Below are 13,201 nucleotides of genomic sequence, written 5' to 3' on the forward strand. Positions count from 1 at the left end.
ATGGCGACAACTATTGCTCTGGCCAACCGTAAGGGTGGAAGCGGCAAAACTACCAGCACTTTAAACATAGCAGATGGATTGGGCCGAAAGGGTTACCGGGTTCTGGTAATAGATGCCGATTCACAGGCGCAGGCCACTACCGGCTCCGGGATTCTACCTCACCAACTGGATATGAGCATTTATCAACTTCTTCACCTGGCAGCCCAAAATGAACTCTCTCAGGAATCCATCCGTAATACTATCATACAAGAAGCCAAGAGTTATGACCTTATTCCTTCACAGGCTGACTTATCAGCTCTGGAAATCGAATTGAGTTCAGTAGTAGGGCGAGAATCCCTGCTGCGCAACCTATTAATGGAAGTGGAAAAGGAATATGACTTTATCATAATAGATCTACCCCCTTCGCTGGGCTTAATAACCGTAAATGGATTAACCGCAGCTGATTGGCTTTTGATACCAATAGAATTAAGCTTCTTGTCCATGGACGGCCTGGCGCAAATGATGGGGGTGCTCTATCGAGTCAATGCCCAGTTGAATCCGGCTTTGCGGCTTCTGGGTATTCTGCCGGTGAAGTGTGATTTGAGAACCAACCTGGCGCGTAGTGTTAAGGAAGAAGTGGAAAAGAACTTTGGCTTGGAACAGCTTCTTCCCCTGGTCAGGAACGATATTAAATTAGCTGAAGCCCCTAGCTTTGGCAAGAGTATCTTTGAATATGCCCCCGGCTGTCGTGGAGCTATGGATTACCTGCAAGTGGTGGAGACTATTCTTGCCAGGAGTGTTAGAACATGAACAGAATGAAAAACTTAGGGATGGGCCTGGACCTGCTCCTGAGCTCAAGCGAGCTTTCCCCCAGGCAGGAGGGGGAAGAACAGGTCTTAAGGGATGCCGAATCAATATTTCAAAAAGCTCTTAATGAGGATGAAGATGGAAAGCTATTTGAAGCGTATTATTATTACCGGCAGGTGATGGACTGCCTGGAACCTTTCTTATCCCTTAAACAGGAAGCTGCTAAAGATCTTTTATCTCAGGCCTGTAACAATGCCGCGGTAATTCTTTTTGCAAACGGGGCAATTAAGGAAGCTCAGGCCTTTTTGGAAAAAGCTTTGATGGCTAATCCCCGGAACCAGGTAGCCCGGGAGAATTTGCAGGTCATGGATAGCGATTTTAAAGATAATGGATAATATAACTTTGATGTCACTGCAAAAAGTTATAAATATGCATTAGCGTGCATATTTATACCGCTCAGCTACATTAAAAGCGACCGAAGGGTGTGTAGGGAACGACCCCCGTGTCGTTCCGAATCAGGCTTCGCCAGCGCTTTGTATATTTATGCAACCCTTATGCAACAAAAAGGGTTTTTGCAGTAGGGTCAACTTTTAGTAACTAGCAAAATTAATTTACCAGGACTTTCTTAAGCTAATGGCATAAAGGGGGAGAAGTTTTTGATAGTGGGGATTGACCTGGGGACTACCAACTCGCTGGTAGCTTTTATAAACCGGGAGGGTAAAGCGGAGATCATTATCAATGAAAGAGGAGGCCGCCTAACCCCATCGGTAGTTTATTTTAAAAATGAGCAGGAAGTACTGGTGGGAGAAGTGGCCCGCAACCAGGCTTTGCTTAAAGCCGGACAAACGGTTAGCTCTATTAAAAGACATATGGGATCAGATTTTCAGGTGGAGATCTCGGGCCGGACTTATTCCGCCGTAGAGATTTCCGCCTTAATTTTGCGCAAATTAACTGATTATGCTAAAGAATATTTGGGTCAGGAAATAGAAGCCGCAGTAGTGACTGTACCGGCGTATTTCAATGACAACCAGAGGCAAGCCACCTATATGGCCGGTGAGTTGGCCGGGCTTAAAATATTGCAACTGCTTAATGAACCTACTGCGGCGGCTCTGGCCTATGCTTCGGAACAAGCGGATAAGGAACATATTCTGGTTTTGGATATTGGTGGAGGAACATTTGATATAACCCTTATGGAATATGAGAAAGGGCTGTGCCGGGTAAAAGCTACCGGGGGCTCCAGCAGCCTGGGAGGCATGGATTTCGACCAGCGCCTGGCCGAATATATAGTTCAGAGTTTTCAGGAAGCAAACGCGATAGACCTGTGTGGTGATATGGTAGCTATGCAGCAAATCTATATCAATGTTGAAAAGGCCAAACTGGATCTTTCCACGGTAAAAGAATGCTCGGTTTTGATTCCTTACATAAGTATGGGTGCTACTGGCCCCTTGCATATTAACCAGCTCTTGCAACGGGAGCAATTCAATCACCTCTGCCGTGATTTGTACCAGGAGATCAAGGAACTGATTGGGCAGACCCTGGAGCGGGCCGAGGTAGCTGAAAAATGGGTAGATGTAGTGGTTTTCGCGGGTGGTTCCTCCCGGATGCCGGGATTTAGGGAGTTAGTTGCGGAAATTTTCCCGACAGCAGCTATAAGAACAGAGATCAATCCGGATGAAGTGGTGGCACTGGGGGCGGCCTTGAGGGCCGGTATGCTTTCAGGGCAGGTCAATGATGTAAAGCTTTTCGATGTTACCAGTCACACCCTGGGCATAGAGGATCACGAGGGAAAATTTATCCCTCTCATTGCCGCCAATACCCCTTATCCAACCGTAGAATCCAAATTATTTACCACGGTTGAGGACAAGCAAGAGGAGGTGATAATACATATTTTGCAACACGATGAAATGAGCGATCTCGATGATAATAAAGACTATATTTCTCTGGGCAAGTTTCATTTATCCGGTATCGGGAAAGCGGCAGTTGGCGAAGCCAATATCGATGTAACTTTTGCAATTGACCGTAATGGTATATTGCATGTGTCGGCTATGGATATCGATGCTGGTATACAAAATGAAATTGAGATAAATGAGGTAGGGTATTTTTCTAAGCAGCAGCAGCTTTTTCGCAGGGGTAAAAACCTGAAGGTTATATAAAATCTTTTAAGGAGGGTTAATTAAATGGCAAAAAAACTGGCAAAGCCGGCAAGTGCTACGACAGAAAAAACGGGAATAACGGTAAAGCAAGAAACCGGCGATGAGATTACCAGGAAGAGGGAAATAGCCAGGAAAATGGCTCAGGAAAAAGCCCGGGCCCGCACCCTGGCCAAGCAGCAGGCAATGGCGGAAAGGATTGCCTCGGCTTCAGAACAACTGGTGGCAGGAATCGAAGAGTCCAATGCGGCTGGTCAGGAATTTACCCGTCTGGTGGAAGTGGTAGCTGCCAACGGGGAGAAGATGGGCAGCAGTGCGGAACAGATGCGGGTGGCCAGTGTGCAGCTCAACCGCTCCGCTCTTGACTTGAACCAGCAGTTGCAAAAACTGCATCAGGCCGCTTTGAATGGTGATACCGGGGCCAAAGAGGCTATCAAGGCTATGCAGGCCATGCAGGGCCAACTTAAGGAAGCCGGGGACAAAAACCAGCAATCAGCCCGGAGAATCGAAGAATTGGAACAGCAGTCCCGACAGATCGGAGAAATAGTCCAGGCGGTGGTGATGATAGCGGATCAGACCAATTTGCTGGCCTTGAACGCCGCCATTGAGGCCGCTCGGGCTGGTGAACATGGCCGGGGTTTTGCGGTGGTAGCTGATGAAGTGCGCAACCTGGCCGAGACCTCGGAGCGCTCCGCTCGTGACATCCGCGGGGTGGTGGAAGAGATCCGGACTGGTGTGGAAGCAGTGGTAGAGGATATAAATAAAACCGTGCAAGACTTTGATGAGATGCAAAAGGATTTGCAGGATAGTGTAGACGGTTTTGAAAAAATGGGACAGCTTTTCGGCCAGTATAACGAGCATATTGACAATGAGGTAGAAAACTCGGATTTACTGGCGCAAAATGCCAATGAATTCCTGGCGGGCAGTGAAACCATCGCTTCAGCTTCCGAGGAAGCAATCAGTGGAACCCATGAAATCGCCAAAGCGGTAGCGGAGCAAAGCAAGGCCCTGGCGGAAGTCAATGTAGCCAGCCAGGAGCTCAGCGAAATGGCGGAGGATTTAAAGACTTCCACCAATATCAACAAATCGGCGGAAGAAGTAGCGGCTACGGCCGAACAACTATCAGCCAACATTGAAGAACTGAGTACCTCGGCAGCGCAGATTGCCAGTGGCCTGGTGCAGCTAGCGGAAGCGGCCCGCTCGGTTAACGAGGAAACTCATAAAGCGGTTTCCCTGGGTGAAGACTGTGGTAAAGCCACTGAAGAAATAATTGCGGTGGCGGCTATCGCTGGTGAAGTGATTGAAGAAGTGAGCCAGACCCTGGAGAACAATCGCGCTTTGGCACGGGCGGTTTGGGCCCGGGTACGCAGTTGCATCGAATCTTATCAGGGAACCAATAGCGCAGTGGAGGAACTGCAGGAGAAAATCCGCCGGATTGAAAAAATTGTGGACACCATTGAAAATGTTTCCATTCAGACCAATATGCTGGCGGTAAACGGCTTTGTGGAAGCGGCCACCGCCGGGGAGCATGGCCGGGGATTTTCCGTAGTGGCTGGCGATATCCGGAACCTGGCTACTGAGTCGGCGGAGAATGCGGACAAGATCAAGGACCTGGTAAGAGATATTCAAATGCAGATGGGCAAAGTAATTGGGGAAATATTGCAGTCGGAAAACTCCACCCATAAAGCTAATGAGATGGCAGGAGGAGCTGCTCAAAGGAATCAGTATGTTACGGATACCCTGGGAGAAATCGAAGTGGCTAAAAAAGCCTCTCTGGGAATTGTGGAAGAAATTAAGAAGGCAGTGGCGGAAAATGAACGGGAAAGCCATGAGGTTGCTGAAATTATGGAACAAGTCCGAGAGCAGATTGAAGATGCTTCCCGCGTGGCTGATGAACAGGCCAAAGCTATTGACGAACTGGCCAACTCCATAGAAGAAATCGCCTCTATCGCCGATGAAATGCAGGCCAATTAAGAAGGAGGACGCAAAATAAGAAGCGGGAGGGATCGGGATGAGTGTTGACAGCGTTTTCTCCTCAGGTGAAATGCAACTGGTTACCTTTGCTTTAGGTGAAGAAACTTTTGGTATAGATATCATGAATGTGCAGGAAATAATTCGTATTCCTTCGATTACGGTAGTACCTCAGGCGGCTGCCTATGTGGAAGGGGTTACCAACCTTCGGGGCCACATCCTGCCGGTAATTGATACCCGGGCCAAGTTTGGCCTGCAGAAAAAAGAAAGAGAAGTATCCAGCCGGGTCATCGTAGTGGATGTAAATGGTAAAACTGTGGGCCTTAGTGTGGACTCAGTTTCCGAAGTTCTGCGGGTGGAGACCGAGCGAATTGAAGTCGCTCCAGCAACGGTATCCGGGGTGGATAGCAGCTCTATAAGCGGGGTGGTCAAGCTGAATGACCAGAAAAAGCTGGCCATGATCCTGGATGTGGCCAGTGTTTGCAATATGGAGAAGGCGAAATCTTCGGAAGGCACAAGCTTAAGAAAAGGAGTGGAGCAGGCCCGGAGAAAAGAGGAAAAAGCATTAGAAGAAGTACAACTGGTCTCTTTCCAATTGGGGAATGAAGAATTTGGGCTGGAAATCGAAAGGGTGCGGGAGATAATTCGCTATCCGGAAATCGTCAAGGTGCCCAATGTTGCTCCCTATATCAAAGGGCTGATATCTTTGCGGGATACCCTGATGCCCATTGTCGACCTGCGGATCAAGCTAAATATGGGCAGTGAAGAAACCACCGGCAGCACCCGGGTGGTAGTGGCTGATATAGATGGGGTCCTGGTGGGACTTATTGTGGATAAGGTGTTTGAGGTTACCCGGGTACCCCAGGATACCATTTTTCCTCCCCCGCAGGCTTTAAGCGGAGAAGCCGGAGAGAAGTTAAAGGGTATTGCCCGTTTGGAGGAAGGGAAGCGCATCATAATGCTGATGGACTTGCAGGATATCATCAGCAGTGAAGAGCTTCAGGATATTGAACAGCTCGAGTCCGGCAAGGATATTGAAGAAGAAGCTCTGGAACAGGAGCTGCAGGAAGATGAAGAACAGATGGTAGTATTTCGCCTGGCCGGGGAACAATTCGGGGTGCGCATAACCCAGGTGCAGGAAATAAATCGGCTTTCCAAGATTACCAGGGTTCCGCGGGCTCCTGAATATGTGGAAGGAGTAGTAAACCTCCGGGGAGAAGTAATTCCGGTAATTGACTTGAGAAAGCGCTTTGCCATGGGACACAAGGATTACACTGAGTTCACCCGGATTATTGTCAGTGACATAAACAAGAAAAAAGTAGGTCTCATCGTAGATGAAGTCCTGGAGGTACTGAGGGTATCTCATAAGCTACTGGAGGAAGCCCCGGAGATTCTGCAGGATAAAGAGGTGCAGCGATTTATGGATGGGATCGCCAACCTGGATAAAAGGATGATAATGATGCTTAATCTGGAAAACATCCTCTTGGAGAAGGAGTGGAAGAAAATATCCCAAATAGGGCAAAATGAATCCCCGGTCCCCAAGAGAGTTACTCCCAAATTAAAAAAACAGGGCAAGGGAAAAAGCAATGATTAAGGTATTAATTGCGGATGACTCCGCATTAATGCGCAAAATGCTCAAGCAAATAATAGAATCCGATCCTGAAATCCAGGTGGTGGGAGCAGCCCGGGACGGCGAGGATGTTGTGATTAAAGCCCGCGAATATCGTCCGGATGTCGTTACCATGGATGTCAATATGCCAAAACAGGATGGGATAACGGCTCTGCAATATATTGTAAACGAAGAAATATGTCCGGTAGTTATGGTTTCCTCCCTCACTCAGGAGGGAGCCATGACTACTTTTGAAGCACTGGAACTGGGGGCTTTTGATTTTGTTGGTAAACCCGGAGGTACGGTTTCCAGCGATATGAAAAAAGTTGCCGCCGAGATTATCGATAAGATCAGAGCTGCCGCCCAGTTAAAGAAGAACCGTGTGGTGGGAAGAGAAAGAATGGCCCGGGGGCAGCGTAGACCGGTTGTAAAGAAAAAAGTTGCCCCCAGATCAGGTCAGAAAGTTACCAAAGCAGTAGCCATGGGTATATCTACTGGTGGCCCGAAAATGATTTATGAAGTCGTTCCCCTGATACCAGCGGATATTAAAGCGGCTCTTTTCCTGGTTCAGCATATGCCCCCCAATTTTACGCCAGCCTATGTCAAAAGGCTTAATGGAGCCTGTCAGATTGAGGTGGTTGAGGCCCGGGCCGGGATTAAGGTCGAGCCGGGCGTATTATATGTGGGCAGCGGAGGCCGTCATTTGAATCTGGTAAAGAATTCAACAGGTGATGCAATAATTAGGCTTAGCTCCAAACCGGACCATCTTTTTATCCCTTCGGTAAGTGTTATGATGCAATCAGTACTACAGGTTTTCGAGGACAGAACCATAGGGGTCTTGATGACCGGGATGGGTAATGATGGTGCTGATACCATGGTCAAGATTAGGCAGGCGGGGGGCATTACTATTGCTGAATCCGAAGAAAGTGCCATTGTTTTTGGTATGCCTGGAGATGCGATTAAGAGAGGCGGAGCGGAAATAGTAGTACCCATTTGGAACATAGCTCGTGAAATCATACGGGCGGTAAACCGATAAAGCTAGTTTTAATTGGAGGTGGAACAGGATGAAGGGTATTAGAACGGACGGAACTCCCATAAAAGTGATGGCGGTAGATGATTCCCCTATTTCACGCAAAATGATTAAAAAAGCCCTGGAACCGGAAGGTTTTTTAATAGTAGGAGAGGCAGGCAATGGTAAAGAAGCCGTGGAACGCTACCCCCAGTTTCAACCCGACATCATAACCATGGATGTAACTATGCCCATAATGGACGGTTTGGATGCGGCCAGTATGATAAAAGGCATTAATCCTAAGCAAAAGATAATAATGCTTAGCGCCATGGGTGATGATGATATAATTAACGATGCAAAATCAAGGGGGATAAATGATGTCTGTTGCAAGCCCTTTAAGGCGGAAGAACTGGTGGAAAAGATTCTCAAAGCAATAGAGAATTGAGGTGATTGAATGGCTACGAATCATATAGTACCATTTGTTAAGGCCAGTGTAAGCATTTTCCGGGACATGCTGGACTTGGAGGTTAGGAGCGGAGAAACTGAAGAGGAAGGAGACGCCTTTGTTTCTCGGGGTTTCACCGTTATTATCGGCTTTACCGGGGGATGGAAAGGCAGGTTCTTCCTGGATATGGGTGGCGAAACCGCTTTGCACATTGCCTCTAGCCTTACCGGTGAAAGTTACAGTACTTTTGCGGAGGAAGAAGTGCTGCTCTCTGGAGCTGAGCTGGGCAATATTATTAGCGGCAATGCCATTACCGACATTAACAACAGCAACTCTGGCTTGAATCTGCGCCTTACTCCTCCCAGTGTCTTTGCCGGGGAGGATTTGAGTATGTTTAATGTACGGCTTAGTTCCTGTTCTGTACTTTTGCAGACTGATGCCGGTCCGGTTAAGATTAATGTAGCAGTGGAGGAGGGGAACAAATAAGGATGGATATCAAATACATAAACCCTTTTATCAATGGTTTATTAAATGTTTGCCAGATGCTGGGCATGCAAGAACTAAAAAGAACCGGATTAAGTAAAAGGGAAAAACTACAGACCGAACATGATGTGAATATAATAATTGGTCTCGTAGGCGGCTTGAAAGGAAATGTGGTCTTGTCTATGCATGAGGCTACAGCCTGCAATATATCCTCCACTATGATGGGGGGTATGCCGGTTTCCCAGTTTGATTTGATGCCCAAGAGCGCCATCTGCGAACTGGCTAATATGGTTGCCGGCAACAGTGTAAGCAATCTTCAGGAAGTCGGCAGCCTGGTTGATATAACTCCACCTACCCTTATAAGCGGGAAGAACATGGTTTCCATGATCAGCATGGTGGAGACATTGGTGGTTCAATTTAGCGGGGCAGAAGGCAGCTTGGACCTTAATATTGCGTTGGAATAGCAGGCTTACCCCTCACTTTTTCTCATTAGGTTCTTATACCCAGGTACTAGCAATTATGAAATTAGAGTGAGGGGTAAAGAATTTTCTAATTACCACAAAATCTGTATCAAGAGAGCTATTGATAGAATAATAAAGCCCACCCACCAGATTTTCCAGAATGTTTTCCATGCTTTAGAGTTTCTCATAGTCCACCCTTTCTTCTCAACTTTGCCAGTATTTCCGATCCAGACTGCGGTATTGCAGGGCTTCAGCAATATGTTCCAGCTTAATATCGTCTGATTGTTCCAGGTCGGCAATAGTTCGGGCTACTTTGAGGATGCGGTCGTAGGCTCGGGCGCTCATACTAAGCCGGTCGAAAGCATTTTTTAAAAGCTGTTCTGATTCTTCATCCAGACGGCAGAACTTTTTAACATCAGTTGGTCTCATCTGCGAATTCAGCGTGATCTTATAGCGTTTAAAGCGCTTTTTTTGTTTTTTCCGGGCTGCGGTAATTTTATCCCGCATACTGGCGGAGCTTTCTCCGTTCGCCCTATCCCGAAGTTGCTCATATTTGACTCGAGGAACCTCCACATGCAAATCCATCCGGTCGAGCAGGGGACCGCTTACCCTTCCCAGATAGCGTTGTATCTGCAGTGGAGTACAACGGCACTCCATTTCGGAGCCGAAATTCCCACAAGGACATGGGTTCATGGAAGCAACCAAGCCGAAATCGGCAGGATAGCTAAAGGTAGCCTGGGAGCGGGCTACAGTCACTACTTTATCTTCCAGGGGTTGGCGCAAGGCTTCCAGTACATCACGGCTGAATTCGGGTAATTCGTCCAGGAAAAGCACTCCGTTATGGGCCAGGCTGATTTCCCCTGGTCGAGGAATACGCCCCCCACCAACGATGCTGGCACTGGAAGCATTCTTATGTGGGGCCCGGAAAGGGCGGTTAAAAATTAGGGGTTGTTCCGAGCTTAGAAGGCCAGCTACCGAATAAATCCGAGTCGTTTGTAATATCTCTTCCCGGCTCATTTCCGGCATTATCCCCGGAACCCGGCGAGCCAGCATGGTCTTTCCCCCACCGGGCGGACCGATTAAAAGGATGTTATGTAATCCGGCCGCTGCTACCATTAAAGCTCTTTTAGCGGTTTCTTGACCCTTAACATCGGCAAAGTCGGGAATGCTACCCAGGGATGAAGCAGATAAATACTCTGTGGGAGCTACGACCGGCAATTCCAATCTATTCTGTAAATAGCAACAAACCTCGGACAGATTGCCGGCGGCCAGAGAGCTTACTTCACTTACCAGTCCGGCTTCCTGGCTGTTGGCTTGTGGTATGATGAAATGTGAATCGGGTTCCCTTTCCAGCAGTTCGAGGGCCATCGGCAGTATTCCTGGAATGGGGCGCAAGGCACCATCCAAAGAAAGTTCAGCGGCAAAATAATGCGTCTTGTTCTGGCAAATTTCCAATTGCTCAGAAGCAGCCAATATCCCCAGGGCAATAGCCAAATCAAAGTGACTGCCTTCCTTTTTAAAATTAGCCGGTGCCAGGTTAATTATTATTTTGCGGTTGGGAAACTTGTAGCCGGAGTTCTTGATGGCTGAACGAACCCGCTCACGGGATTCCTTAACCGAGGTCTGAGCCAGGCCGACAATTTCAAAACTGGGCAGTGCTCCACTCTGAATATCTACTTCAACTTTTACTGATTTGGCATCTATACCAGCTGTTACTAAAGTATAAAAACTGGCCAGCATTTTTATCCCAACTTTCCTATTATGTAATTTTTCGTCAAGATGGGGTAAAATCCTTTAATGATTTATTCGAAACAAAAATTTTTCGTATAGTATTTTACTTTTCTACGAATCATAATACAGAGCTTTAAGGAATCTATTGGGTATAAAAATGTTGTTCTAAAGGAGGTTTAAGACTACTATGATTGGTGCCATAGTCCGTTTTGTTGTATCTGCTCTGGTCTTGCTTCTGGTGGGTTACCTTTTGCCAGGGATTAGCGTAGCTGGTTTTACCGGAGCCTTGATTGCAGCAATTGTAATTGCTCTTCTTGGCTATGCTGCCGAGGCCATTCTGGGTACCCGGATATCACCACGCTCTCGCGGTCTGGTGGGTTTTATTACGGCTGCCATAGTCATTTACCTGGCCCAGTTTATTATTCCCAATTATCTGTCGGTATCCTTATTGGGAAGTCTGCTGGCGGCTTTTGTCATAGGCCTGGTTGATGCATTTGTTCCAACTGAGCTCAGGTAATTCGCTTTTGCCAGGTAAACTGGCAAGATTATCCCCCTAACTACGCCACAGCAGTAGCTTAAATATAGGGGGAGAACTCAACCATAAAAAAACATATCTTGCTCGAAAGCCAGTATATACTGGCTTTTGAGTTTTGCCGGAAAAAGTTTGCTTATATTTATAAAGACAAGTAAAATAAACAAGCAGTAGGCTCTTTTATTTCCCTGGATTGAAAATAAAAAATCAGAATTTAGAAGATTGGGGTTTTAATCACCAAGTTAATGTCTAAGAAGCTCTGGGGTATGTCCAGGACTTTTATATAATCTATCTGGCAAACTAGCTCAGAGGAAGAATGGATAGGGGGTGGAAGAAAAATGTTTGGCTTTATCGGGAACATAGGACCCTGGGAGTTGATTTTAATCCTGGTTGTTGCTTTGATAGTAGTTGGACCGGGTAAATTGCCGGAAGTAGCCAAATCTATGGGAAAAGCAGCCCGGGAATTTAAAAAAGCTACCACCGGGGTACAAAAAGAGTTTCAAGATGCCTTAAAGGTTGATGAGAAACCTGCGCCGGCCCAAAAAGAGCCAGAAGCGGTGCCGGAAAAAATCGAAGTTTCCCCTACGGTTTCCCTTGACGAATTGAATGAAATGAGTCTTAATAATAAAGAAAAGGTCAAAAAAGATGACCCCGGAAATACCTTATCATAAGCAAATAAATACTTTTACTCTTATCCAGAGTGGTGGAGGGACTGGCCCGATGAAACCCGGCAACCGCCTGAAAGGTATGGTGCCAAATCCTGCAGGAGGATCCTGGCAGATGAGAGGGGATAGCATACCGGCCCTCTTATTATGAGGGCTTTTTTTATTGTATATTTGGGGAGGGTTGTTAATGTCTCCGAACTTGTATACTCTTTTGCAGAGTAGAATTCTTATCCTGGATGGAGCCATGGGAACCATGCTGCAGGAAAGGGGAATGGTCCCGGGGGAGTGTCCGGAGCTTTTTGGGGTAAATAATCCATTGATTTTGGAAGATATTCACTATCAGTATATGGAAGCGGGAGCCGATATTATCCAATCCAACACCTTCGGAGGCAATCGCTTTAAACTGGCTGAATATGGCCTGCAGGATCGGGTAGCGGAAATAAACGCTGAAGCCATAAGAATTGCTCGCGCCGGAGCCAGGGGAAAAGCCCTGGTAGCGGCCTCCATCGGTCCCAGCGGCAAACTGTTAAAACCCTTTGGAAATGCGGATTTTGCTGAGCTCTATGCGGCTTTTACCGAGCAGATGCTCAGCTGTGAAAAAGCCGGGGCTGATCTCATATCAATAGAAACCATGACTGACATCGGGGAAATGAGGGCTGCCTTGATTGCGGCCTGTTCCCATACCCGCCTGCCGGTTATTGCCCATATGACTTTTGAGCCCGGGGGAAGAACCCTGATGGGTACTGATCCCCTTACCGCTCTTATTATTATGGAGGCTTTGCAGCCCCTGGCCATTGGAGCCAATTGTTCCGGGGGTGCCCGGGAATTGCTGCCCATAATCGAAGAAATGGGCCGCTATAGCAGTGTATTTCTATCAGTAGAGCCCAATGCCGGTTTACCCCAACTGCTCGGGGAAAGAACCGTCTTCCCGGATAGACCGGAGGAAATGGCTGAATATGCCTTGAAATTGAGGGATGTCGGGGCCAATATCATAGGCGGCTGCTGCGGTACCACCCCGGAGCATATAAAAGCTATCGCCAGTACTTTAAGGGGATTTTCCCCCCGGAAAAGGACACCACGAAGAATTAGGGCCCTAGCTTCGCGTAGTCAGGCAGTGGTTCTGGGAGAGGGAAAGCCGCTCACTTTTATCGGAGAAAGGATAAACCCTACCGCCCGCAAGAAATTGGCTCAGGATATCAAGGAAGGCCGTATGCAGATGGTAGTGGATGAAGCCAGGAAACAGGTGGAAGCAGGTGCCGCCATTCTGGATGTAAATATGGGAGTACCTGGAATAGATGAAGCTATGGCTATGAGAGAGGCGGTGGTTGCAGTTCAGGCTGCGGTTGATGTCCCTCTTGC

The 13,201-nt window shown here is 47.5% G+C and carries 13 protein-coding genes and 1 riboswitch; of the genes, 12 read left to right on the top strand and 1 reads right to left on the bottom strand.

The features are described from left to right. The 9 genes from PHP87_RS04465 to PHP87_RS04510 all read left to right on the top strand — a co-directional run bounded on the left by PHP87_RS04465 (nt 1) and on the right by PHP87_RS04510 (nt 8,917). Nucleotides 1–789: an AAA family ATPase gene (locus PHP87_RS04465; RefSeq protein ID WP_299918902.1), complete on the top strand. Its 789-nt coding sequence runs from the start codon at nt 1–3 to the stop codon at nt 787–789. After that, nucleotides 786–1,181: a hypothetical protein gene (locus PHP87_RS04470; RefSeq protein WP_299918904.1), complete on the top strand. Its 396-nt coding sequence runs from the start codon at nt 786–788 to the stop codon at nt 1,179–1,181. Before PHP87_RS04465 ends, PHP87_RS04470 begins: the two co-directional genes overlap by 4 nt. Before the next feature lie 267 nt (nt 1,182–1,448). After that, the gene (locus tag PHP87_RS04475; protein ID WP_299918929.1) at nt 1,449–2,939 is read left to right on the top strand and encodes an Hsp70 family protein; all 1,491 of its coding nucleotides are present in this window, start codon (nt 1,449–1,451) and stop codon (nt 2,937–2,939) included. A 24-nt stretch (nt 2,940–2,963) separates the two neighbouring features. Beyond that, nucleotides 2,964–4,910 carry a methyl-accepting chemotaxis protein gene (locus PHP87_RS04480; protein WP_299918906.1) on the top strand — a complete coding sequence of 649 codons (1,947 nt, stop codon included), beginning with the start codon at nt 2,964–2,966 and terminating at the stop codon, nt 4,908–4,910. A 37-nt stretch (nt 4,911–4,947) separates the two neighbouring features. Then, a complete protein-coding gene (locus PHP87_RS04490; protein WP_366942891.1) occupies nt 4,948–6,501 on the top strand; it encodes a chemotaxis protein CheW in 1,554 nt (517 codons plus the stop codon). After that, complete coding sequence (locus PHP87_RS04495) at nt 6,494–7,552, top strand: chemotaxis response regulator protein-glutamate methylesterase (protein ID WP_299918907.1); 1,059 nt, start codon at nt 6,494–6,496, stop codon at nt 7,550–7,552. The genes PHP87_RS04490 and PHP87_RS04495 overlap by 8 nt, the downstream gene beginning before the upstream one ends. A 28-nt stretch (nt 7,553–7,580) precedes the next feature. Further along, a complete protein-coding gene (locus tag PHP87_RS04500; protein ID WP_299918909.1) occupies nt 7,581–7,970 on the top strand; it encodes a response regulator in 390 nt (129 codons plus the stop codon). A 9-nt stretch (nt 7,971–7,979) separates the two neighbouring features. Beyond that, the gene (locus tag PHP87_RS04505) at nt 7,980–8,456 is read left to right on the top strand and encodes a chemotaxis protein CheX (RefSeq protein ID WP_299918911.1); all 477 of its coding nucleotides are present in this window, start codon (nt 7,980–7,982) and stop codon (nt 8,454–8,456) included. Nucleotides 8,457–8,458: 2 nt separating this feature from the next. Further along, on the top strand, nt 8,459–8,917 hold the full coding sequence (locus PHP87_RS04510) for a chemotaxis protein CheX (protein ID WP_299918913.1): 459 nt from the start codon (nt 8,459–8,461) through the stop codon (nt 8,915–8,917). A 201-nt stretch (nt 8,918–9,118) separates the two neighbouring features. Here PHP87_RS04510 and PHP87_RS04515 read toward each other — a convergent pair whose 3' ends face one another. After that, a complete protein-coding gene (locus PHP87_RS04515) occupies nt 9,119–10,654 on the bottom strand; it encodes a YifB family Mg chelatase-like AAA ATPase (RefSeq protein ID WP_011640851.1) in 1,536 nt (511 codons plus the stop codon). A 178-nt stretch (nt 10,655–10,832) separates the two neighbouring features. On the opposite strand from PHP87_RS04515, the gene PHP87_RS04520 reads away from it, so the two are divergent. The 3 genes from PHP87_RS04520 to PHP87_RS04530 form a co-directional block, all read left to right on the top strand. Next, nucleotides 10,833–11,162, top strand: coding sequence for a phage holin family protein (locus tag PHP87_RS04520; protein WP_011640850.1), 330 nt, complete (start codon nt 10,833–10,835; stop codon nt 11,160–11,162). A 353-nt stretch (nt 11,163–11,515) separates the two neighbouring features. Next, entirely contained in the window at nt 11,516–11,848 is a 333-nt protein-coding gene (gene tatB / locus PHP87_RS04525) for a Sec-independent protein translocase protein TatB (protein WP_011640849.1), read from the top strand. A gap of 17 nt (nt 11,849–11,865) precedes the next feature. After that, nucleotides 11,866–11,964, top strand: a riboswitch (SAM riboswitch). A 65-nt stretch (nt 11,965–12,029) separates the two neighbouring features. Next, on the top strand, nt 12,030–13,201 hold a 1,172-nt coding region (locus tag PHP87_RS04530), incomplete at its 3' end, for a homocysteine S-methyltransferase family protein (protein WP_299918923.1).

The sequence above is a fragment of the Syntrophomonas sp. genome, assembly GCF_028707975.1.
GTDB lineage: Bacteria > Bacillota > Syntrophomonadia > Syntrophomonadales > Syntrophomonadaceae > Syntrophomonas.

Coding starts and splice junctions, on each gene's coding strand:
- PHP87_RS04520 (WP_011640850.1), top strand. CDS start 10,833: ATGATTGGTGCCATAGTCCGTTTTGTTGTATCTGCTCTGGTCTTGCTT.
- PHP87_RS04480 (WP_299918906.1), top strand. CDS start 2,964: ATGGCAAAAAAACTGGCAAAGCCGGCAAGTGCTACGACAGAAAAAACG.
- PHP87_RS04505 (WP_299918911.1), top strand. CDS start 7,980: ATGGCTACGAATCATATAGTACCATTTGTTAAGGCCAGTGTAAGCATT.
- PHP87_RS04515 (WP_011640851.1), bottom strand. CDS start 10,654: ATGCTGGCCAGTTTTTATACTTTAGTAACAGCTGGTATAGATGCCAAA.
- PHP87_RS04495 (WP_299918907.1), top strand. CDS start 6,494: ATGATTAAGGTATTAATTGCGGATGACTCCGCATTAATGCGCAAAATG.
- PHP87_RS04470 (WP_299918904.1), top strand. CDS start 786: ATGAACAGAATGAAAAACTTAGGGATGGGCCTGGACCTGCTCCTGAGC.
- tatB (WP_011640849.1), top strand. CDS start 11,516: ATGTTTGGCTTTATCGGGAACATAGGACCCTGGGAGTTGATTTTAATC.
- PHP87_RS04510 (WP_299918913.1), top strand. CDS start 8,459: ATGGATATCAAATACATAAACCCTTTTATCAATGGTTTATTAAATGTT.
- PHP87_RS04465 (WP_299918902.1), top strand. CDS start 1: ATGGCGACAACTATTGCTCTGGCCAACCGTAAGGGTGGAAGCGGCAAA.
- PHP87_RS04490 (WP_366942891.1), top strand. CDS start 4,948: ATGAGTGTTGACAGCGTTTTCTCCTCAGGTGAAATGCAACTGGTTACC.
- PHP87_RS04500 (WP_299918909.1), top strand. CDS start 7,581: ATGAAGGGTATTAGAACGGACGGAACTCCCATAAAAGTGATGGCGGTA.